At 32.0% G+C, this 23,505-nt stretch carries 22 protein-coding genes; 1 reads left to right on the forward strand and 21 read right to left on the reverse strand.

Annotated features, from left to right (window positions below; all coding sequences use genetic code 11):
• Nucleotides 1-96: 96 nt before the first annotated feature.
• Nucleotides 97-1,311 (forward strand): NAD(P)/FAD-dependent oxidoreductase, encoded by a 1,215-nt coding sequence (locus BLR36_RS15180; RefSeq protein ID WP_093062591.1) that lies wholly within the window; start codon nt 97-99, stop codon nt 1,309-1,311.
• A 154-nt stretch (nt 1,312-1,465) separates the two neighbouring features.
• On the opposite strand, the gene BLR36_RS15185 is transcribed toward BLR36_RS15180, so the two are convergent.
• The 21 genes from BLR36_RS15185 to BLR36_RS15285 all read right to left on the reverse strand — a co-directional run bounded on the left by BLR36_RS15185 (nt 1,466) and on the right by BLR36_RS15285 (nt 23,369).
• Nucleotides 1,466-2,083, reverse strand: a complete 618-nt coding sequence (locus BLR36_RS15185) for a GNAT family N-acetyltransferase (protein WP_093062592.1) — start codon at nt 2,081-2,083, stop codon at nt 1,466-1,468.
• Nucleotides 2,084-2,174: 91 nt separating this feature from the next.
• Nucleotides 2,175-2,879, reverse strand: a complete 705-nt coding sequence (locus BLR36_RS15190; RefSeq protein WP_093062593.1) for a WbqC family protein — start codon at nt 2,877-2,879, stop codon at nt 2,175-2,177.
• A 145-nt stretch (nt 2,880-3,024) separates the two neighbouring features.
• A complete protein-coding gene (locus BLR36_RS15195; protein WP_093062594.1) occupies nt 3,025-4,359 on the reverse strand; it encodes an O-antigen polysaccharide polymerase Wzy in 1,335 nt (444 codons plus the stop codon).
• 51 nt (nt 4,360-4,410) lie between these two features.
• The gene (locus BLR36_RS15200) at nt 4,411-5,607 is read right to left on the reverse strand and encodes a glycosyltransferase (RefSeq protein ID WP_093062595.1); all 1,197 of its coding nucleotides are present in this window, start codon (nt 5,605-5,607) and stop codon (nt 4,411-4,413) included.
• Nucleotides 5,604-6,734: a non-hydrolyzing UDP-N-acetylglucosamine 2-epimerase gene (gene wecB, locus BLR36_RS15205; RefSeq protein ID WP_093062596.1), complete on the reverse strand. Its 1,131-nt coding sequence runs from the start codon at nt 6,732-6,734 to the stop codon at nt 5,604-5,606. The genes BLR36_RS15200 and wecB overlap by 4 nt, the downstream gene beginning before the upstream one ends.
• Before the next feature lie 2 nt (nt 6,735-6,736).
• Nucleotides 6,737-7,849, reverse strand: coding sequence for a polysaccharide biosynthesis C-terminal domain-containing protein (locus BLR36_RS15210; protein ID WP_093062597.1), 1,113 nt, complete (start codon nt 7,847-7,849; stop codon nt 6,737-6,739).
• Complete coding sequence (locus BLR36_RS15215; protein WP_093062598.1) at nt 7,846-8,871, reverse strand: polysaccharide biosynthesis protein; 1,026 nt, start codon at nt 8,869-8,871, stop codon at nt 7,846-7,848. Before BLR36_RS15215 ends, BLR36_RS15210 begins: the two co-directional genes overlap by 4 nt.
• A 32-nt stretch (nt 8,872-8,903) precedes the next feature.
• Nucleotides 8,904-10,127, reverse strand: coding sequence for a glycosyltransferase family 4 protein (locus BLR36_RS15220; RefSeq protein ID WP_254771423.1), 1,224 nt, complete (start codon nt 10,125-10,127; stop codon nt 8,904-8,906).
• 265 nt (nt 10,128-10,392) lie between these two features.
• Complete coding sequence (locus BLR36_RS15225) at nt 10,393-11,082, reverse strand: acetyltransferase (RefSeq protein WP_217631742.1); 690 nt, start codon at nt 11,080-11,082, stop codon at nt 10,393-10,395.
• A gap of 101 nt (nt 11,083-11,183) precedes the next feature.
• The gene (locus BLR36_RS15230) at nt 11,184-12,317 is read right to left on the reverse strand and encodes a glycosyltransferase (RefSeq protein ID WP_093062599.1); all 1,134 of its coding nucleotides are present in this window, start codon (nt 12,315-12,317) and stop codon (nt 11,184-11,186) included.
• A 107-nt stretch (nt 12,318-12,424) separates the two neighbouring features.
• The gene (locus tag BLR36_RS15235) at nt 12,425-13,711 is read right to left on the reverse strand and encodes a lipopolysaccharide biosynthesis protein (RefSeq protein WP_093062600.1); all 1,287 of its coding nucleotides are present in this window, start codon (nt 13,709-13,711) and stop codon (nt 12,425-12,427) included.
• A gap of 87 nt (nt 13,712-13,798) precedes the next feature.
• Entirely contained in the window at nt 13,799-14,707 is a 909-nt protein-coding gene (locus BLR36_RS15240) for an NAD-dependent epimerase/dehydratase family protein (RefSeq protein WP_175454096.1), read from the reverse strand.
• A gap of 115 nt (nt 14,708-14,822) precedes the next feature.
• Complete coding sequence (locus BLR36_RS15245) at nt 14,823-16,109, reverse strand: type III PLP-dependent enzyme domain-containing protein (RefSeq protein ID WP_093062602.1); 1,287 nt, start codon at nt 16,107-16,109, stop codon at nt 14,823-14,825.
• On the reverse strand, nt 16,090-17,319 hold the full coding sequence (locus tag BLR36_RS15250; RefSeq protein WP_093062603.1) for an ATP-grasp domain-containing protein: 1,230 nt from the start codon (nt 17,317-17,319) through the stop codon (nt 16,090-16,092). Before BLR36_RS15250 ends, BLR36_RS15245 begins: the two co-directional genes overlap by 20 nt.
• Before the next feature lie 66 nt (nt 17,320-17,385).
• Nucleotides 17,386-18,369, reverse strand: coding sequence for a dTDP-glucose 4,6-dehydratase (gene rfbB, locus BLR36_RS15255; protein ID WP_093062604.1), 984 nt, complete (start codon nt 18,367-18,369; stop codon nt 17,386-17,388).
• Between the two features lie 11 nt (nt 18,370-18,380).
• Nucleotides 18,381-19,259, reverse strand: a complete 879-nt coding sequence (rfbA, locus tag BLR36_RS15260) for a glucose-1-phosphate thymidylyltransferase RfbA (protein ID WP_093062605.1) — start codon at nt 19,257-19,259, stop codon at nt 18,381-18,383.
• Entirely contained in the window at nt 19,256-20,296 is a 1,041-nt protein-coding gene (locus BLR36_RS15265) for a DegT/DnrJ/EryC1/StrS family aminotransferase (protein ID WP_254771429.1), read from the reverse strand. The genes rfbA and BLR36_RS15265 overlap by 4 nt, the downstream gene beginning before the upstream one ends.
• A gap of 167 nt (nt 20,297-20,463) precedes the next feature.
• Nucleotides 20,464-21,153 carry a CpsD/CapB family tyrosine-protein kinase gene (locus tag BLR36_RS15270; RefSeq protein ID WP_371326736.1) on the reverse strand — a complete coding sequence of 230 codons (690 nt, stop codon included), beginning with the start codon at nt 21,151-21,153 and terminating at the stop codon, nt 20,464-20,466.
• Nucleotides 21,146-21,889 carry a YveK family protein gene (locus BLR36_RS15275; protein ID WP_093062608.1) on the reverse strand — a complete coding sequence of 248 codons (744 nt, stop codon included), beginning with the start codon at nt 21,887-21,889 and terminating at the stop codon, nt 21,146-21,148. The genes BLR36_RS15270 and BLR36_RS15275 overlap by 8 nt, the downstream gene beginning before the upstream one ends.
• Nucleotides 21,890-21,934: 45 nt before the next feature.
• A complete protein-coding gene (locus BLR36_RS15280) occupies nt 21,935-22,687 on the reverse strand; it encodes a tyrosine-protein phosphatase (RefSeq protein ID WP_093062609.1) in 753 nt (250 codons plus the stop codon).
• A 28-nt stretch (nt 22,688-22,715) separates the two neighbouring features.
• Nucleotides 22,716-23,369, reverse strand: coding sequence for a sugar transferase (locus BLR36_RS15285; protein ID WP_254771424.1), 654 nt, complete (start codon nt 23,367-23,369; stop codon nt 22,716-22,718).
• Nucleotides 23,370-23,505 lie beyond the last annotated feature (136 nt).

The following is a 23,505-nucleotide window of genomic DNA, read 5'->3' on the forward strand; positions in this document are numbered from 1 at the left end:
ACCCTTTTTTTATAGTTAACTTATTATAACACGAGTGGATTCAATCTATTAAACATTGGGTATATAGTTTGAAACTGATAGAATGGAGAAAGAAAGATGAAAATACATAATGGATCACTTTATTGGCCAACTACTACAAAGCAGTTCACACCTAAAACAACTTATGAAAAACTAGATATATATGATGTCGTAATAGTTGGCTCTGGGATGTCCGGATCACTTACTGCACTTGCATTAGCAGAAAGTGGTCTGAAAATAGCAATATTAGACAAACGCGAGATTGCAACAGGTAGCTCTAGTGCAAATACAGGACTACTGCAATACTCCAACGATATTATGCTGCATGAGCTAATCGGACAAATAGGCGAAAAGGATGCTGTTCGATTCTATCAGCTTTGCTATGAATCTATGGATTACCTAGAAAATATTGCTAGGGGCCTTCCCTTCGAAGTAGACTTTATCCGGAGACCAAGCATTTGTTTTGCTAGCGATGAAAACGATGTAGAAAAGATAAAAGCTGAATATGATACTTTGAAAAAATATGGCTTTCCTTGCGACTATTGGGGAAGAAATGAAATGGCTGAAAAAATGCCTTTTTCAAAACATGGAGCATTAGTAACATTTGGAGATGCAGAGATTAATCCACTGAAGTTTGTCCATGGAATTTTAACAAAGCTTGAGGCGTTAGGAGTACATTTATTTCCATATACAGAGGTATTGGATGTATTTGAGAACAACGATTCTTTAGAAATACGTACATCTGGTCAATCCTTTTATGCCAAACAAATCACCTACACAACAGGCTATGAAACAACTCCTGTAGGTAAGCGGATTGGAGCCGATATTAATCGTTCCTATGCATTTGTCAGCAACCCCATTCCAAGTTTTAGTGATTGGTATGAACAAGCGTTAATATGGGAAACAAAGCGACCTTATTTATATATTCGATCAACAGTTGACGGAAGGTTAATTGTGGGGGGATTAGATGAGGATAAACCAGAAGCACCAGAATCTGATGAAATCATTCAACAGCGAGCAGAAAACTTATTGCAACAAGCAAAGGAGCTCTTCCCTGCCTACGATATTCAGATAGATTATGCGTATGCTGCAAGCTTTGGTGAGTCAATTGACAATATTCCATTCATAGGAGAACATCCAACAAAGAAAAATCACTTTTATCTACTTGGATATGGTGGCAATGGAACAGTATATAGCATGCTAGGATCACAAATATTAAAGGATTTAATATTTGGCAATCGAAATGAGGATGCAGAGCTTGTGGGGCTTGAGCGGAAGTATGGAATAGCATAAAAGAAGACGTGATTTGTATCATTTAAGATAAGATAAGATAAGATAAGATAAGATAAGATAAGATAAGCCTGTAGAGGTTCATGAATTAAGCAAGAACCTCTCTGGAGTTTTCCAGGCTTATTCAAAATCTAGCTATATAAAATGCACCCAGTATTTAACCATTCATTTTTGATTTTCTAATAAATTTGGCAGTAACCATCTCTTTAGTCCATAAGATATTCCTATACGTTTTGGCTCTTAAGGTATTTGTTGAAAACATAACTTTTGTATAGAATGCATTGGAAGATTCTTTAGGAATATACTTGTAATTTAATTGGAAAGCATCCACTCGTGAATATTCTTTCATACTTCTAGCTTGTAAATAACGAGATAACTTATTCAAAGTATCTCCACTTTCTAATAAACCATTTAGAGAGAAAACGATACTCTTCTTTCTTTTAATTAATGCATCAAAAACAAACATAATAATTCGATCTTTATCTCGGTCTTTTGCAATAATATCCATACAATTACCTTCATCCTGAGCTATAAAATAAAGCTTATAACCAAACCAAGTTTGTTTAAATTGAAAAGGAAAAAATGCAATAATTCGGTTATGCTCTTTTACCGCATAGATTTCTACACCTTTTTCTTCCCCTAAAGCTTCCCACAAACTATAAACATACTCATACTCTAAAAACGGGTTTGTATTTTGGTTTGCTTCTAATATTGCTAACCATTCCTTCTCGTATATACTCAAATGTTTAAAGGTGTTTATGAAAACGAGTTCCAAATGATCCTCCATTCTTATTAAGTTTGTTTTATAAGAAAATAAAACTGATGCTAACACAAAATTTATTTGTTAGGAATTCTCATTTTATCTTCTAATATATAAGCTCAAAATCGTCTAACATTAAATTTATTTGTTCTAGTGAATTGAACATCATGACATCCAATATTGATAAATTAGGTACAAATTTATTTTTAACAAATTGAGGGTATCTTATATCATTAGTTTTCAAGAACTTTAGTTCAATACCATGTAATTCAAAATCAAGATTTGAATATAAAGATTGACCACCAATTGGATTAATGTATTGCTCTGATGAAAGCAAATTGCAAATTTCTATAATCTTAGCTTGCCCTTTAAGTCCGCTTCTTTTAGGGATTTCTGAAGAATTTATTATTTCTGTATCAATACTTAAATAACGACAAACCTCTTTAATCGAAAACTCTAGGTATTTTGCTAGATTCTTTTCAGTTTGGTTTATCACACTCTCCACTATAGGAAAAACTTTCTCAATAAAAGGAGCTTTACTATATGATGCTCCGATTGTTTTTAGTAAGTCCTCGTTATAATTAAGATCGTGACTAACCTCAATTTCATTAATTAGCTTATTTTGACTAACCTTATTTAATCTCACATTAAATAACTTAGACTGTCCATTCACTAATATGTTATTTCTATTTATCCATCCACGCTTTATAAAATTTACATCATCGTAGATTACGAATTTATCAACTGCGTTAATTAATTGCCAATATCCTATATACGGGAGAAAATAAGGTTGCATAATGGCTACTTTCAAAACTCACTTCCTTTTTATACTATAATGAATTCAATATGCAAATTTGAATATATATCATATTGAAATTTCTACCCAAATTATTTTTCGGTATCTTGTATTAAAATTAATATAAAATTTTAATGATCCTAGTAAATAGGGGATTAAACTAATTAATTTTAAATTTGTATATCAGATTAAATATTAACAAAGGAATATAAAAGCCTATTGTATATGCAAAGCTACTCAATAGGTCACCTCTTAGAATAAAAAAGAAAAATCCAATAAAAAAAAGAAAATAAATACTTATAAATCGTAGGGGTTCATTATAGTTCCAGTATCTTGTATCAATTTTTTTATTTAAGATTCCCAATAAAAATGGACCAATTATAAAAAATACAAATCCAAAGTTTATTAGCACCTCAGCAATTAAAGGGGAAGATATATTAAGAAATTCTAGACCCAATGATTCCCCTACATAAGCTCCTGATCCAACAGGTTTGGTTATCCATAGAGATCTAGGTATAAAAAACAATAACGCTCCCAACAATTGATAACCATTAGAAGGTCCTTCAATTATTACAACCTCAATTGTGCGCATTAACATTGAATATGCATCAAAATGACCACTTGATAGTTCAATAAACTGAAATGTCATATCTGAGAACACATCACCAAATGTAGATCTTCTAAATAAATCTAGTGTCGGAAAAATTATAACTATTCCTATTAAGAATAAGATATCAAAAGAAATTTTCTTATTGAAAATTAATAAAATAATACCAATATAAACAGCCGCGGCATGATATCTCGAAACTGCAGTTGGAAAATTAGTTATTACAACTATAATTAAAACTATAATCAATAAGAATCTTAATCTTTTAAACTCATTTTTTTCTCGGGATATAATAAATAAGTAACTAAAAAAAAGTGCTGGAAACGGCCTAACCGATGTACTTAGTATTAAAGAAATTGATTGCAAAACAGGTGCATCTGCTCCTGCCCTTGAAAATAAATTAGGTATCCCCCCCACACTGAAGACCGTAATTACTGAGGACAATACTGTTAAGAAAAATCCTAGAATAATATACTTATTGCCTTGTGGTAAGAAATGACCTGTTTTTTTTGCAGCTGGCATCAAAAAATATGTCGTTAAATAAATTATTAACCAAACTATAATTAGAAGATTTCCTAAAATAATTACTCTCTCATTAATATTCCATTGCCATGGGAATGACCTAGTTACATATTGATGTAAAGGTGCTAAAAATAAAAAAATCAGAAAAAAATAACCATGAATTTTATATAAACTGAACTCATATTTTAAAGATGTTATTGAATTATAAAAACTAAGTCCACCTATAATAATAAAAGTTGTTAAAATAATTGGATCAAAATTAATAAGGTTTTTAAAGATAGAAATTAAATAAGTTATTACAAATAGTGTAATACTGCATAAAACAAAGTATCTTTTTAGGAAGTTTTTAGTAATCTTATTTTCCAATGATATCATCCTTCTTTGGAAAAATTCCTCAAAAAAAATAGAGTAATATATCTATCTAGAATATAAATTTATATATTCTTTGAAACATTTATCTTTGTCATAGAGTAATATAGAGCGTTCTATACATTTATCTGTATAAATTCCTTTATCTTCGTTTTTTAGCATACGTATTAAATCAAGAACCTGGGTAATATTTCCTTGTGCTACTATAAAACCACTTTTACTATCTATACTTTCTACACTTCCCCCAGTATTGTATGTGATAACAGGTGTACCACAAGCTAACGACTCTAAATTAGTGGTAGGAAAGTTATCCTCTAATGTCAAATTTACAAAGACATCCGCTAATGTATAAATCTCTGCTAATTCTTTCACGTTATTTGTACGGGTTATTCCAACAACGTTAGGTGGGAGTCCTTTTTTTTGCTTTTCGGTAAGACCTACCAAAATTATCTTTTCATTATCGTTTAATCTATTCGATAATTCGATAAAGTTCTTAAAACCCTTCCTTTCACTCCATCCGCTTGCAACACCTAAAATAATAAAATCATCTGTTAAATTTTGTTTCTTCTTAATACTGCTTTTTGTTGGTTTAAAAACATTTAAATCTATTCCGTTATTAATTATCTTAATTGGATATTCACCCAGGAAGGATTTCTCTACTAACCCTGCTAGCCATTTAGAAGGAGTCACGATAGTAAGATTTTTTACACCTTTAAATATTTTTTTCTTCATAAAGTAATTATTTTCAGAATTATCACACATCAAACTGCTAGGATATTCTTTTGTTTGTGGACATTTAAAGCATCCTGTTTTCCACTTGTTACAATCAATAAAATCAAAGTGACTGCAGTGTCCTGTAAAAGACCAACAATCATGTAAAGTCCAAATAACAGGTTTATTCGATCTTTTAAGATATTCGAATAGTATTTCTATATTAATAAAATAACCGTGAATGTTATGCAAATGAATGATATCTGGATCTAACTTTTCTACTTCTTTGATAAATTTACTTGTAGCTTTCGTTGAACCAAATCCGTGTTTATCATAAATTCTTGTTAAAGCAACATGTGAATAATTATCAAAGTCTGTTCCTACTCTAAGTGCTGTATCACAATTTTGTGGAGTGCCTCTACCATATGCAATATAGCTCTCATGTCCCTGCTTTAATAAAATGTCATGGATATCCGTTGCTATTCTACCTGTACTTCCTATTCCACAGACGGAGTTTATCTGTAGTACTTTCATTTGTTGTTACTCCAAACAATTCTATTCACATAATCTGTATATGAAATAATTATCCTCAGTACCTTATCTGAGACGTTTGGCATACTATAATCAGCCACTTCTCTCAAAGTATTAGTATATTGAGTTTCCAATATCTCTAATCCCTGCAATATTCTTTCTTTTTTTAAACCAACCATCATTACTGCTGCCTCTTCCATCGCCTCTGGTCTTTCATGTGCTTGTCTTAAATTAAGTGCTCTAAACCTAAGTATGGAAGATTCTTCACTTATAGTCCCACTATCACTTAAAACTGCTTTTGCTTTAGTTTGAAGCTTAATATAATCATTAAATCCTAGTGGTTTTATTGTTTTAACCAATGGGTTAAACTCTATTCCCTTAGTATTTATCATACTTTTCGTTCTAGGGTGCGTACTTACAATCACAGGCATATGAAACTTTTTTGCAAGAGCATTTAAACTATCAACTAAATCTAAAAAATTAGTTTCCGTATTAATATTTTCTTCTCTGTGTGCAGACACTACAAAATATTTTCCTTCCTCAAGTCCCAAGCTCTCTAATATAGCTGATTTTTCGATATCATCTTTTCTAGTGTTGAGAACTTCAAACATCGGACTTCCAGTTTTAATAATTCTATCTGCAGGCAAACCCTCTCTTAACAAATACTCTCTAGCAATATCACTATAAGTTAAGTTAATGTCGGCAATATGATCGACAATCTTTCTATTCGTTTCTTCCGGAACCCTCTGATCAAAGCATCTATTTCCAGCTTCCATATGAAAAATGGGAATATGCCTTCTTTTTGCTGCTATTGCACATAAACAACTATTTGTATCTCCTAAGACTAGCAAGGCATCTGGTTTTACTTCTTCCATAATAGAATCTATATTAATTAGGATATTTCCAATGGTTTCAACTGCTGTTATAGCAGCAGCATTTAGGAAAAAATTTGGCTTATTTAAATTAAAATCTTTAAAAAACACTTCATTTAGTTCATAATCATAGTTTTGTCCCGTATGAACAAGTATATGTTCAATAGCATTAGACTCTTCTAATTTATTTATAACAGCTGACAATCGTATAATCTCTGGTCTAGTACCAACTACTGTCATGACTTTTAATTTTTTCATAGTTATACCTCTAAATAGGAAGTATCTGGATTTTTAGGATTAAAACACTCATTTACCCACATAACAGTGACCAGATCGCTATCACCAATATTTACAATTGAATGTGAATATCCTACAGGAATATCGACTACCTGAAGTTTTTCACCACTTACTTGGTATTCAATAATATCTGCCGAATGAATTTCCCTGAATCTTATGAGGCCTTCCCCGCTCACCACTAGAAACTTTTCATTTTTAGTATGATGCCAGTGGTTACCTTTTGTAATTCCTGGTTTGGACACATTCACTGAAACTTGTCCTCTATCAGATGTTCGCAGAAATTCGGTGAATGAACCTCTATTATCTACATTCATCTTAAGATCATATGAAAACTGGTCCTTAGGTAAAAAGCTTAAATATGTACTATAAAGCTTTTTCGTGAAGTCATCTTCCATATTAGGTATACTTAATGTCGTTCTACTCTCTTTGAAACTTTCAATATGATCTACTAATTCATCAAGTTTAATTGGATAGGTTTTTTGTATGGTGCAATAACTATTATTGAGTTTTGTAGGTGAGCCCTGTAATGCTCCTACAAATTCCTCTAAAACATCGTCTATATAACAAAGAGTAAGCTCCGCTTCTGGATCATTAACTTTAATGTCTAAATTTCTTGCAATATTATAACAATATGTTGCTACTACTGAATTATAATTAGGTTTACTCCATTTTCCGAACAAATTGGGAAGCCTATATACATAGACCTCTCCTCCTGTTTCTTTTGAGAAGTTGAATATTACTTCTTCTGCCAACTTTTTACTTTCACCATAAGAAGTATTTTTTTCCGCTTGGATCGATGAAGTAATAAGAACAGGTGATTTGTTATTATGCATCTTTAGAAATTCTAACAGTTTAGAAGTAAACCGGAAGTTACCTTCCATAAATTCTTCTTCATTTTCCGGTCTGTTTATACCTGCCAAATGAAAAACAAACTCACATTCTTTTGTAAATTGTTTGAGATTTTCCAATGTATTTTCTCTCGTAAATAAAAATAGATCCTCATACCCTCTATTTTTCAATTCTGCAACTAAGTTTTTACCAACAAAACCGGATGCTCCAGTTATAAGAATTTTCAAAGGGTTTTCCATCCTTTCAATTCACTTTGAATATAAGGTAATTGAAGTAGTTTAACTTTTATCTGTTCAATTGATAGTCGATCGGTATTATGAGAGTTGTATTCTTCGTCCGATAAAAGGTTTTTATTTCCTTCTTCAAAATATTTATCGTAATTTAAATCCCGATTATCTGCTGGAACTCTATAAAACCCTTTTAAATCATCGGCAACAACATTTTCTTCTTTAGTTAATAACGTTTCAAAAAGTTTTTCTCCATGTCTTGTTCCAATAATCTTGATTTCATTATTAACTTTAAATAATTCTTTTATTGCTTGTGCCAAGTCAGCAATTGTTGATGCTGGTGATTTTTGCACCATAATATCTCCTGAATTGGCGTGTTGAAATGCAAATATTACTAGATCAACAGCTTCTTCTAAACTCATTAAAAATCTTGTCATTTCTGGATCTGTTACCGTTAGTGCTTTTCCTGCTTTCAATTGTTCTACGAATAGTGGGATAACCGATCCACGGGAAGCCATAACATTACCGTATCTTGTTGCACAGATTAGTGTTTGTTCAGGAATAACAGTTTTTGCTTTTGCAACAACGACTTTTTCCATCATGGCTTTTGAGATGCCCATTGCATTTATTGGATAAGCCGCTTTATCTGTTGAGAGACAAATTACCTTTTTCACTCCATATTCAATAGATGCATTCAATACATTTTCTGTCCCAATGACATTTGTTTTAACTGCTTCCATTGGAAAAAATTCACATGATGGAACCTGCTTCAGAGCTGCAGCATGAAAGACATAGTCCACTTCATGCATTGCGTACTTAACACTAGCTAAATCTCTTACATCCCCTATATAGAACTTCAGTTTGTTGTTATTATTATATAATTTGCGCATATCATCTTGTTTTTTCTCATCCCGTGAAAAAATTCGAATTTCTTTTATATCGGTATTTAAGAAGCGATTCATTACAGCATTTCCAAATGATCCTGTTCCACCTGTAATAAGTAATGTTTTATCTTTAAACATTAAACCTCACATCATTTCTTTTAAAATAATAACTAAATTAATTTATAATATTTATCTATATTAATCTCTTTGGTATATTTAGTTTCATACAATTTTTTTGCATTTACAGACTCCATTTCAGTTAATGGTAAGTTTAAAAAATATCTATTAATACCATTCTCGAAATCCGTTATATTACCTTGCGCAACATTCACACCACATTCAAATTCTGCTAAATCCTTTGCAATATCAGTTTCCGGACTCATAATTGATAAAACAGGTTTACCTGCCGCTAAGTATCCATAGGTTTTGCTTGGAACTCCGAGACCTTCAATGCCTTTTTCTAAGCTAACCAAACATAAGCTGCTTATGGATAAAACATCCGCATAATCTTGTCCTTGAAGAAATCCAAAGACTTTGGAATTTTTTATTTTGTTATTTTTTAAAAAATCCTTGACGTACTCTACTTTACTTCCGTGTCCTGAAAAAACAAAAAATATATCTTCTTTATTTTTGAACCTTAAGATTCCCTGTAAAATGGTATCCATATCCTGTACTGGACCCATATTCCCAGAATATAAAACTATGAATTTATACTTGTTTTTTATTTCCTTAAATTCATTATTAACAACTAGCAAACTCTGAACAATTTCTTCATTAGAGAACCAATTCGGAATAACTTTTAGATTTTTAGAACTCTTCGCTATTTTGTGTCTCAATACATAATCTTTCATTTCATTTCCTAAAAGGACAACATTTGAAGCATTTGAATAGACTCGATTATTAATAAAATTCATTAGCCTGTGAATTATTCCGTTTTCTTTTATGCTATTAATCTTTAAAGCGTTATCTGGATAAACATCAAAAGCAACGAATATAAATTCTGTTCCACAAACTTTCTTTAATAAATACGTGATTAGAGGCAAAATAGGTGGGTTTGAGTATACAATGATTATTTTGAATTTTCTTAAGTAAAAAAACTTAGTAAACATAGATAGGAAAAGTGAAAAAAAGTTAGATATACGACCGAATTTTGATTTATTGTTGTACATGGTGTACTTAACTCTTTTAATAGACACTCCTTCCAAATTCTCATTAAGTTGTATTTTTTTAAAATTATTAGAAATGAATTCATGTGGATATCCGCATACTACTCCTACATCTAATCCCTTTTTTTTAAAACCTAGCGCAAGTTCAGTGATTAAAGTTGCAGAAGAAACATGTTCTGGATAAAAGTATTGACATAAGATTGCTACATCTTGTTTAATGTTTATCACCTCAATTTTGTCCCTTAGCAAAGTAGTATTTTTTAGGATCCTCATTTTTATAATATGCTTTAATCTTGTGTAATATTAATAACCCTCAGTAATTCCAAAATTCCTCTCCTACACTTCATTCCATTTCAAATCAAAAAAATGTTCAAATTAAAAACGCAAGAATGTTGATTTAACAACATTCTTGCGTTTTCAATATTTATTGTATACTTGTTAAATACCCCTGTTGGACAGCCTCTTTCTCTGGGATTTAATCTTTTATGATATTCTAACGATCTATATTGAAGTATTTATAAACATCCACGGGTGATGCTTTAGCAGGGCTGCCTTTATATATTTGCCCTGCGACCGCATTCTTAATTACTAATGCACCAGAGGAAATAAAACAATCCTTACCAACCTTTATCTCATCATTAAATGTACTATTTACTCCTATAAAACAATTTTCTCCAATTTCACAATTTCCAGCAATAACTACATGTGATGAAATAAAACAATTATCCTTAATAACCGAACGGTGTCCTACATGGTTTCCACTCCATAAAATTACGTTATTTCCTACACTAACATGATGCTGTAATACATTGTTTTCAAAAATAAAACAATTTTCTCCGATTGTTACATTTCTCCAAACAAAGGCTTTAGAGCTAACATAACTTACTAATTCATATCCCAGTTTCTTCGTTTCGTGATATAATCTCGTTCTTAATCTATTAAAATTTGTATAGGGAACTGCAACAAATGCTTTATATTCATTTGCTGGAAAAGTCTGATGTACCTTTTCAAAAGGAACAACTGGTAAATCATAAAGCTTGTCATTTTTTATATAGTCTTTCTCAGCAGTAAAAGCTACTATTTCATAGGCAGAGTCGTAAGTAAAATATTCATACGCAATTTCTGCAAGCTCACCAGCCCCTACAATTACTAACTTTTCACCATTTTTCATAGGTCTAATCATTGAATCCACTCACCATATTCTTTTATAATTTTTTATTTCTTCCTATAAAAACATATGATTAATAATAGTTTGATATTCATAAATTGCCATCCCTTTTCCAGCTACAGCATTCCATACTTCTGAAATAAATCGTAATATTGCTTAGCAGTATTTTCATTTTTTCTCTTTTCAACTAATTTTCTACTTATCTCACCATGAGAAACAAATAGTTCTGGGTTTTCAATGTATTTTATGATACTCTCAACAAAATCTTCTAATTTCAATTCACATATAAAACAATTTACATTATTTATTGAATGGTAATCGATATGATTAATTTTATTGCTAATTACTACCCCCATTCCTGAAGCTCTTGCTTCATATATAGTGCCATTTCCGTTTGAGTAAGTAGCTGGAAGAATTAATATATCTGAATGTTTATAGACTAAGTGCATATTACCCCATGAATCTATTTTATCCAAGAATTTAACATTCTTTATTTTCTTTTTTTCAATATAAGCTGCACACTCTAATTGAAGAGGTCCATCGCTATTCATAAGTAATTCAGTATTAGGATATTTTTCAAATATCTTTTCAAAAACTTCTATTACAAATAAAGGCTGATACCTTTCAATCAACCTATTAGCAAAGAGAATTCTAAATACATCACTCTTATTTTTTACTCTTAATGGGTGTGCATAATATTCATCCAAATCTTGAGGATAACTAGTCCAATTTACCTTTTCTTTATCAAATCCTATTTCTTCTATAAACTGTTTTTGAGCTACTTGACCCATTCCAAGATACAGGTCCGCACCTCTAAAAAACCTATTTAGGACAGTTAACTCTTTTTTACTATTCTCTTTAGTCCTTAAGTCATTTGATTGGTCGCTATCATTTTTAACATACCTTAAAGGCTCACTCAGGAAAACAACTTTTTTATTAAACAACTTAGCCAGTTTAAATATTAGATAGTGCCATTTCATGAACCCACCTAACAAAATAACATCTGGTTTAAATCTTATAAGATCAAAGAATAAGCCAAAAGAGAAATATCCTATCATTGGCAGTCTACCTGAACACTTCATTATCTTACATTTGTCACCAAGGGGAATTTTCCACCATGTAGGTCTAGTTTCACCGATATGCTCATAAAACCAAAACTCTGCATCAAAATATTCTTGTAGTGCATAACAAAACTTTACTTGGTAAGGGGCTGCTAGGTTACTTATGAAAACTATTTTTTTCTTTAGCACTTCTTGTTCCTCCTTGCTACACTACTACTTTGTTACATAATATTATAAAAATAATTTCAGGATTTGGATTTTTATTATGTTTAAATATATTCTGATTCTTTATACCACTAACTTTGGAAGGAGTGTTTTTTAAGTACATATTGTGCTAATAGATATTTACCAAACTCAGCTCCCGCCATTGCGAGACTGAAGATCAGAATTGCTTGGACGGCAGACAAACCTAAAATTTTCGCAAAATAAAATACGAAAATAACTAGTACTATTTTAGTAATATTCAAATATAATTGAAGTTGCTGCTCTTCAAAAACAAAAAAAACCATACTAATTGGATGGAATATAAAATGTGTAAATCCATATATTGCCAATGTGCTAGCGAAAACACCGCCATTGTACCAATCCCCACCAAATACAAAAACGAATAACTTTGGACCAAGTAGTAGTAGAATAATCATAGGCATTGAACCAATAATTGATAATTTCTTTAATAGACTGCTAGATAATCTTTTTATTTCTTTAGGATTTAATCTTCCTAAGCTAGCTACTTCACCATAAAATACATCCTCCACGGATTTCCCTATTATACCCATTGGTAAAAATGTAATTGTTAAGGCAAGACCATAATATCCGACTGTCTCAGGGCTATAAAAAGCAGAAAGAAATAACACAGGGAGCTGGCTTGTTAAGGAAATAATAAAAAGTGTTGGAGCAGAAAACTTTGGAAACTTAATATACCTTTTAGCACACCACCAAATTGACCTTTTATCAATATTTATAAATAGTGATTTGCGTTCTTTTGCAATTGGAATATAGAGATTAAGAATTCCAGCGCTTTGACCAAGAATTTGACCAACTATTAAACCTATAGGACCAAAACTCATTAGACCAAGAGCAATTTTCCCACCGTTACCAATGATACTTTGTGAATACTTTGTCCTGGCAATGCCTTTATAATTCTTTGTTCTTAAAGCCCATTCAATCAAAATTGAGTATAATCCCGTCATAAAGAAGCCTAAGACAATAAAATATTTAAAACTAACTAGATTAGCAGCATTAAGCATAAGAAGAAAGTATTCACTAAAGAGAAAAATAAATATTGTAAGTAAAAGAGAAATTAAACATAAAATAATTAGACTTAACGAAAGTAAATTAACCGCTTGATTATCATTCTCTGCAATTGGAATGGCAGATTCGTAGCTTAGAGTACCCAATAAACTAATTATTCCTAGGATAGAAATAAATAAAGTGAGTGTACTAAATTCTTCTGGTGAATATATTCTAGTAATGACAGGAGATAACAAAAGCGAAACTACTTGCGCAAAAGCCGCGCCACTTGCAATCATAATCACATTTTTCGTAAATCTATCCTTAAATATCCCCTTGATTTTTATATTCATCAATGGTCAATCGCCTTCCAAATGAAAAATGTACAGCAAAACAGAAATTTATGATTCTGTTTTTTGAATAGGAGATAGTTTTTTTTTTTATATATGGTTAAGGTTAACATAATGTTGAATCGTTTCTTTTAACCCTTCTTCTAACCGATAAATAGGAGACCATTCTAAGGTAGCTATCGCTTTACTATTTGAGAGAACACTTCTTTCAATCTCTCCTTCTCTCAATACTTTATAGTCAGGCTCAGTATGAACCCCCATCAAGTCTGATATCTCTTTATATAATTGTTTAATAGACAATTCTCTATTTGAACTAATATTAAAAATGCCAGTTTGCTCCGATAGCATGGATTGAATACATGCATGTGCAACATCTTTTACATAGATAAAGTCTCTTGTTTGCTTGCCATCATAAATAATGGGAGTTTCACCTTCTATTAAACGCTGGATAAGACTTGTAATGACCCCATTTGGTTGCTTAGGGCCAAAGACATTGGAAAATCGCAATATGCTGCTTTTAACATCAAATAATTTTTCATATAGCTGTGCATACTTTTCTGCAGATAGTTTAGAAAGTGCATAAAAAGACAGTGCTGAGAGTTTATTGTCTTCATAAACTGGAAATTTAGTAGGATTACCATATACGGCTGCTGTAGAAGCTATCACGCATTTTTTCACTTCATATTGTCTTGAATAACGTAAAATATTCAAAGTGCCAAATAAGTTGGCTTGACAATCTTCTACTGGGTTATTCATTGATTGGATGACTGAAGATTGTGCAGCCAAATGAATAACATAATCTGGAGATTCTATTTGAAAAACAGTTTCTAACTCGTTTTTGGTAATATCAATTTCATAGAAGGAAATATTTTCTGGTAGGTTAGTTAGACTTCCATTTGATAAATTATCTACTGCTGTTACCGCAATTTGTTTTTCGAGTAAGGCTTGAACGACGTAAGATCCAATGAAACCTGCTGCTCCAGTGACTAATACTTTCAAATGTTTTCCTCCGATTTGATTGGATTTCAATGCGTGAAAATCTTTTTCTATACATTTTCTAAGATGTGAAACTCGTTTCATATCCATCGTTCTTAAATTGAAAACGAAGTAATAATTAAAAGACATACACATTACTATTAATAAAATCGTCTAGCTTTTCTTTCTGTCTAACTATCTTAAAATTTTTCCCTATTTTAGCTATAATTGGTGGCCTTTCTTTAATGAAAGGAGGATTTAGAACTATTGTATATGCTCCAACATTACTAAAAATAAGGAAGTCTCCAATTTTAGGTATTTCACCTATATAATCAATCAGTAAATAATCCTTTTCCATACAAGTACAACCAACTACATTGAACTTATCAGCCTTATAAACATCTTTGTTTGTTTTCACTAGCTCCATAGGGGTATTTTTCTTGTAAATAGTTGGCTTAATATTATGAACACTTCCATCAACAAGGACAAAATATTCATTTTTATTCTTCTTTACGTCGACTACTTTACAAAAGAATTTGAAGGTATCGACTACTATAGACAAACCAGGTTCCATTATTAAAAATGGCTCATTTTTAAAATGAGCTTTTTCTTTATTCATAATAGAACAGATCGTTGTGGCGTAATCATCATAAGACGGAACGTTATTTAGTTGCATTGTCTCTGGTACATTTCCATAAAAACCTCCACCTATATCAAGATATTCAAGTGTATTTGACATATATTCTTTTGAAATATCACATAATGTTTGAGTTATCTTCTCATATACTTTTAAACTTCTTATATGAGTAGAGCAATGTCCGTGAAGGCCGACTACGGTTAAATTTTCTATTTTATTTAACTCACTTAATGCTTTTTCAAAGTTCCCATTTTCTAAACAAAAACCAAACCTACTTTGTTTAAATCCATCTTGTAGCGGACTCATTCCGTCGATAGTCATATCAAAGTTGACTCTTAATCCGACTTTATAATTTTTACTTTTATCTTTGAGAATTAAATCTTTTATAATCTCAATCTCGTAAAACGAATCAAGGTTTACAATACTTCCCTCTTTTAACGCCAAAGCAATGTCCTCTTGAGACTTCAGCGGACCATTAAAAATAATTTTCTTGGGATCTACCCTTATTTTGAGAGCTAGGTCATACTCAATTCTAGATACAACTTCAGCGTAGCCTCCTAAATTAGAAATCTCTTTTATTAATGTGGGCAAATAGTTAGTCTTATATGAATATCCAATAATAATATTGCTATATCTACTTTTAAATGCTGAAAACATATTTAAATAATTCGCTCTTAGCTGTTCTAAATCAAACAGGTAAAATGAATCACCAAATCGTTTTTTTAAATGGTTGAGATTTTCTGAATCAACCTTGTTCTCACTTTCCCAATTATCTTGAGTTTTCTGCATAATTAGCCTCTTTAGTTGTAATTTGTATATCTATATAATGTTTAATATTATTCATTTTGAATTTTAACTCTTCATAAAATTCAAACTCAAGTAATATAATTCCTATAATTTTATCTAACCCATCAAAGCCATCGATTTCATCCCCACGTTCTCTATACATCACTTTGTCAATGATATTGCCGTTGATTTCATCTGAAAACTTTATATTATTCAAAACCCCTTTTTCTAATGAATGCAGATAATAGGTAGCATAATATTTTGGATATTTGGAATCTTCCATTCTAATCACAAAATTATTTACTGTAGCTTCCACTATCACTTTTACTAAGTCCACTCCAGTTGCGACCTTTAATAATTGGGAAACCCTATTTGCTCCATTCCTTGCAGCCATCTCAATAATAAAAGGATTACCATTCTGATTGAACACCACATCAAAATTTAAAACACCCATATTAATATTCAAACAATCAATTACTTTTTGTAATTCATTCCGAACGATTGATAGTTTTTCTTCTTCCATGAACACCGGATAACTATTGCCCATTGGAACAAACGAATTTCCCTCAATATCTCTATAACCGTTTATAAAACCAAAATATTCAATTATTCCATTTACTACTATTAAGTCACCACCAATCGTATACTCATGAGCCATATCAATATATTCTTCGACAATGACCATTTTTTGTTTTGACTTTGAAAGAGCATATTCAAATGCCGGGTTAAATTCTTCCTCAGAAAATATCCGCGAAATTCCCCTGCTACCACTGGAGTCAACTGGCTTAACCATTAATGGAAACTGAAATTCTATTAGGCATTCCTTTGCCTCACTTTTTGAAAAGAAGCTCCTCGCTTTTGGACAGTTGAAGCCATTATCCCTTAAAAAATTTCTGAATAAATTTTTATTGGATAAAATTAATACAGATTCATATGGATTAGATGGTAAGTTTAGTTTATTAGCTACATAAGCCGCTGTAGCTATTGCTATTTCTGATGAATAAGCAACAATTCCATCGATTTTCTTTTGCTTAGCAATTTCTAGTACTGCTTCTTTATCTGTTGTGCTTACACAATAATATTCATCCGAAAAATATTGCCCTGGATTATCTAGTAAGTAATCACACAGAATGGTGTAATACCCCTGTTCTTTTGCATATTTTATTGCAATAACTTGCTCAGTTGATCCTCCAAGTAACATAACCGTTTTCATTAGCACACCCCAGTAGTAGAAATTTTCAAAAATCTAGTTCGAAATAGAAATAACAGAAATGGCACTTTACTTATTTCGAAAGTACCATTGAATTGTTTTTTCAATACCTTCATTAAAGGAAATAGAAGGAGACCATCCTAACTCTTTACTGATTTTTAAATTATCGATTGCATATCTTCTATCGTGTCCAAGTCTATCAGCTACAAATTGGATTAAATCCTCACTCTTTTTTAAATAGTTTAGAATTATTTTTATCGTTTCTATATTTTCTTTTTCATTATTTCCACCTATGTTATATACTTCGCCAAGCCTTCCATTATGGAGAACAGTATCTATTGCAGTGCAGTGATCTTCTACATGCAACCAGTCTCTCACCTGTTTCCCATCACCGTATACTGGCAATGGAAGGTCATTTAAAGCACGAGAAATAATTAAAGGAATTAACTTCTCAGGATATTGGAATGGACCATAATTGTTCGAGCATCTTGTAGTTACTACAGGTAATTTGTATGTTTCATAGTAAGCACGTACCATCATGTCTGCAGATGCTTTAGATGCTGAATAGGGACTATTAGGTGAGAGATTTGTATCCTCGGTAAAATATCCTTCTTTTCCTAATGCACCATATGCTTCATCTGTTGAAATTTGAATAAATTTAGTTTTTTCCTTGTATTCATTACAATACTTATCTGTTTGATTTACCTTCCAATACTGTTTTGCTGCGTTTAATAAAGCTTGTGTTCCTAACACATTGGTTCTTATAAACAACTCAGGATCATCAATACTTTTATCCACATGGGATTCGGCAGCAAAATGCACAACAGCTTGAATATCAAATTGTTGAAAGAGTTTAGTTAATAATTCTCGATCACAAATATCTCCTTTTACAAAGTGATATTTTTCACTATTCTCGATATCTTTTAAATTCCGAAGATTTCCAGCGTAAGTTAATAAGTCTAAATTAACAATGGTGTAATCATATTTTAAGAGCATATGTCTTATAAAATTCGAACCTATAAACCCTGCTCCACCTGTAACTAGAATATTCATTTTAGTCTCCTCTAAGCTCTATTAGAATTTGCAACATCGACCAAATATTTTCCATAGTTTGTCTTCATTAATGGTTTCGCAAGTTGGAGTAATTGTTCTTTCGAGATATATTTTCTGCGAAAGGCTATTTCCTCAATACATGACACATATAACCCCTGTCGGTTTTGTATAGCTTCTACAAAATTCGATGCCTCCAAAAGAGACTCATGAGTTCCAGTATCTAACCAAGCTAATCCCCTGCCCATTATATTTACCTTCAACTCTCCCAAGTGAAGATATTCATTAATAATGGAAGTAATCTCTATTTCTCCTCGGAAAGATGGTTTAACCAATTTAGCAATTTTTGTTACTTTATTATCAAAAAAATATAGACCTGGTATCGCGTAAAAAGATTTGGGGTTATCTGGTTTTTCTTCTATTGAAATAGCATTTCCTTCTTCATCTACCTCAACTACACCATATGCTCGAGGGTCTCTTACATAACACCCGAAAATAAGAGCACCTTCTGACAAGTTGGTTGCTGCTTCCTGAAGTCTATGCCCAAAATTAGAGCCATAGAAAATATTGTCCCCTAAAACTAAGGCTACTGAAGAGTCACCTATAAATTTCTCGCCAATAATAAAGGCATCTGCAAGACCTTTCGGATTTTCTTGTACGGCATACGTTATATCCATTCCTATTTTAGTACCATCTTCCAATAACTCCTGAAACCCTCCTATATCCCTTGGGGTTGAAATAATTAATATTTCTCTTATTCCCGCAAGCATTAAAACAGAAAGAGGATAATAAATCATTGGTTTATCGTAAACTGGTAACATTTGCTTTGAGATAGATTTTGTTAGGGGGTATAAACGAGTACCAGATCCACCAGCTAAAATAATTCCTTTCATATTGCATCACGAATCACTTTACAAATTTTCTCCACCGATTCCAATTGAAGATCACCGTAATATGGCATAGCTAATACTTCTGTCACAGTTTTATTTGCAATAGGAAGATTTTCTTTACGAGCAGAATCTAAATGTTGATACCATTCAAAGTCGCTGCATAAAGGATAGAAATACTTTCGTGTAAATACGTTGTACTCTTTTAGTTTCTCGTGCAGCCAATCTCTTGATTTACCATACAACTCTTCATCTATTTGAATGACAAAATACTGATAACTGCTGCATTCATCTTCTAATTTCGTCAACACGCTAATACCAGGTACGTCTTTCAAGTACGATTCGTACGCTCTTTTTATTTTAAGCCTCTTCTTGCGTTCGTTTTCCACAAGCTTTAATACTTCCAGTCCAATTACGGCTTGAATTTCGTTTAACTTTGCATTTAGACCTGAAAGAACAACTTCCTCCGGATTTGCTATTCCAAAATTTTTTAGGAGGCTCAGTTTTTCAACTAAACTATTGTCTCTAAAAGTCAATGCACCGCCTTCGATAGTATTAAAGAGTTTTGTTGCATGAAAACTGAACATCGTCATATCTCCATACTCACTAATAGGCTTATTTTTAAAATTTGTACCAAAACTATGGGCTCCATCATAGATTACTTTCAAATTATATTTGTTTGCGATCAATTGAATTTGTTCTACATCACATGGGTTTCCAAATGTGTGAACACCAAGGATAGCAGAGGTTTTTTCCGTAATGAGGGGTTCGATTTTTGCAGCGTCTAGGGTAAGAGTTGTGGGATCTATATCACAAAAAACGGGAGTTAAACTATTCCAATCTAGTGCTTGAACTGTTGCAGGAAAAGTAAAAGGAGTTGTAATAACTTCTCCAGTTAGGTTTAAAGCTTTTAAACCTAAGAGTAATGCGGATGTGCCATTGTTAAATAAAGATAGATTTTCTGCTTGCAAATAATCTTTTAATACGTTTTCCAAGTTAATCTGCTGAGGACCATTATTAGTAAGCCACTTGCTTTCCCACACTTCATTCAATTTTATATAAATATCTTGAAGATTTGGAAGAAGTGGTCTAGTGATATATATAGGTTCCTTAAACATTATATCGATATTAATAGCCACCTTCATGATTTATATATTAAAGTTTAAGCATGAATAATTGGAGTAATTTAGATATACTTATGTATATTTGATTACCCATAATACTGATGATAATAATGATCTTTCCCGATTTTATAGTTGTTAAGAATTGTTCCGATGATGTTTGCATTCGAAGCTTGAAGGACTTCTTTGGCTTTTATGGCATTAACTTTTTCTGTAGAGTTCGAGCTGATTACTAGAATGGTGCCATCGCATTTGTTGGTGAGGATTTGTGCATCTGAAACAGATAACACTGGAGGAGCATCAAATATGATTAAGTCATAATGTTCTTTCATATTTTTTATTAACGTATCCATGGAAGGCAATCCTAGAATTTCTGCTGGGTTGGAAGGTATTGGACCACTTGTAACGAGGTCTAATCCTTTCACTCCTGTTTCTTTTACTACTTGGCTAAGATTCCAATGGCTTGTTAGTAAGTTGGTTAATCCTGGAGAGGTTGTTTTAAGAAATGTAAAATGCATTGTTGGCTTTCTTAAGTCTGCATCAATAAGAAGTACTTTTTTTCCTTCTTTCGCAAATACTATGGCGACATTAGCTGCAATTGTTGACTTTCCTTCTCCTATAGAGGAGGAAGTAAATAGGAGAGTTTTAAGCTCCCTGTTTGGCATAGAGAATTTAATATTGGTTCGAATAGTACGAAATTGTTCAGATATGATGGATTGTGGATTTGTACTTGTGACGAGTTTTCGAGCGACAGCTTTTATTTTCTTCCTCTTAAACAAGATTTTTTGCCCTCCTTTTTTTATTGGGAGATTTCGATTCTTGACTTTTTTTTAGAAATTTAGGTGAAATAGGACTGATCAGCCCTAAAATTGGTAGTGCTAGCAACTCTTCAATATCCTGTTCAGTTTTAATAGTTGTATTTAAATATTCCATTAGAAAAGTTATCCCAATACCAATCATTAAGCCGATGATCCCTGCTATCGCTACATTAAGTATTGAGTTTGGTTTAACAGGCTGCGTATCTTTTGTGTATACTGCTAGTGATAGAATATTAACGTTATCTACATTCATCAATGTTTTGATTTCTTCTTGAAATACTTTGGCAGTCATATTAGCAATGTCGATTGCCTGTTGTAAATCCGAGTCTTGTACGCTGACGTTCACTACCTGTGAGTTTTGCTCGCTATTGACGTTTATTTGTTTATAGAGTAAATCGGGTGTCGTTTTTAAATTTAAATTATTAATAACTTTTGATAGAATGACTGGACTTTTTATAATGACATTGTATGTATTGATTAATTGAAGATTAGTATCGATGGCTTGACTATTAAATTGATTTTGATCGGATTCCTTCTGATTAATAAGAATTTGTGTCGATGCTTGATATATAGGTGTCAGGTAATAGTAGCTAACTACACCAGCTATAGACATAACAATAAATAATATAGAAATAATGAGTACAAATCGTTTTTTTATAATTTTAAACAATTCTTGTAGACTAACCGCTTCTTCCATTCCGTTTCTACCTCCTTGTCCCATGCATCCATTCCAAAGTTGAATTTAGTAATAATTTTTAAAACTAATAGGCGATAAAGGTTGTATGTCCGTGCCATATACGATATGACTAGCATTTTCACAAAAATAAGTGACATAGCTTTCGGAGAACTCTTTTTTTACATATTCAAAAGCTTTTTTCAAAAGAAATGGTCTTTTTAAATAATGATGGGCATCAGATGAAATAAAGTGAACTAAATTGTGTTTAATTAACTCTCTTGTATACTTTCTTAAGCTTCTACCATTAAGACCGAGTAAACTAGAAGCTGTTACTTGAATAAGTGCTCCTTTACATACGTATTCGTAGAGCAACTGTTTGTTTTTTCGAAGAATTTTATTTCTTTCTGGATGTACAATAATGGGGATGTATCCTTTCAACTGGATAATATATATAACTTCCAAAGTCTGTGAAGGTATATAGGCATTTGGAAGCTCAATTAATAAATATTTACCACTATTCGCCAGCGTGAGAAGGTCGGTTTCAAGTTCATCCAGTATATTGGCTGCTAAATGAATTTCTTGTCCAGGTAGAATTTTTAAATGTATATTCCTTTTAGAAAACTCTCTGTATAAACCCGCAACTGCCTCTCTAACTTCTAAGGATGAATTTCTATATTTTGCATCCAAATGATGAGGGGTTGCAATGACATGCGTGATACCATTAGAAACGGCACTTTTTGCAAGTAACAGAGCTTCTTCTATAGACTTAGGACCGTCATCTAGACCGGGTAAAATGTGATTATGAATGTCTACTAGCAAAACCCTCTTCCTTTCTATATTGAATCGTTCACCATGCACCTTTCCCAGTTATTACTATATAAACTGTTTGAAGTAAGATTTTTAGGTCTAAAAAAAACGAGCAATGCTTAACATAATATAAATCGTACGCAATCTTTTCCCCGTGAGTGATCGCTGAACGACCATTTACTTGGGCATATCCTGTTATTCCTGGCTTTACTTGTAATCGTTTTTTTTGGGTAGAGGAATAATGTTTAGTTATTTCAATCATTTCGGGTCTAGGTCCTACGACACTCATCTCCCCCTTCAAAACATTCCAAAGCTGAGGAATTTCATCGATACTATATTTCCTATATATTTTCCCGATTTTTGTGATTGATAAGGTCTGGGGTGTTGTAAATTCAAAATCTTGTGGCACCTCATCTTTCCACTCATATTTATGAGAGCTCGATTCGATTTCTTCTGCTTGCATTGTCCGAAACTTCCAGATAAAAAAAGGTTGGTCATACAAGCCTGCCCTCAACTGTTTATAAAATATTGGACGTCCTGAGAAGATTAATAGAGTGACTGAAAAAATAAGTATGACTGGGAATAAAAAAAGAAGTAGAAAGCTGCTTCCTATTATATCTACCGTTCTTTTAACAAATCTACGATAGAAAAAAGACGGTACATGTTCATAAGACGGTCGATCCAATTTTTCCACGGATTGTTCTCCTAACATAAAATATTAGAAAACAATTTCGTACATAAAAGAATATTCGGCGCTCCAACAAAAAAGAACTATCCTCATATGATTATGAAAATGTTTTCCATCCTTCTTAGCATATGTACTCATATAA

It is taken from the genome of Psychrobacillus sp. OK028 (genome assembly GCF_900103605.1).
GTDB lineage: Bacteria > Bacillota > Bacilli > Bacillales_A > Planococcaceae > Psychrobacillus.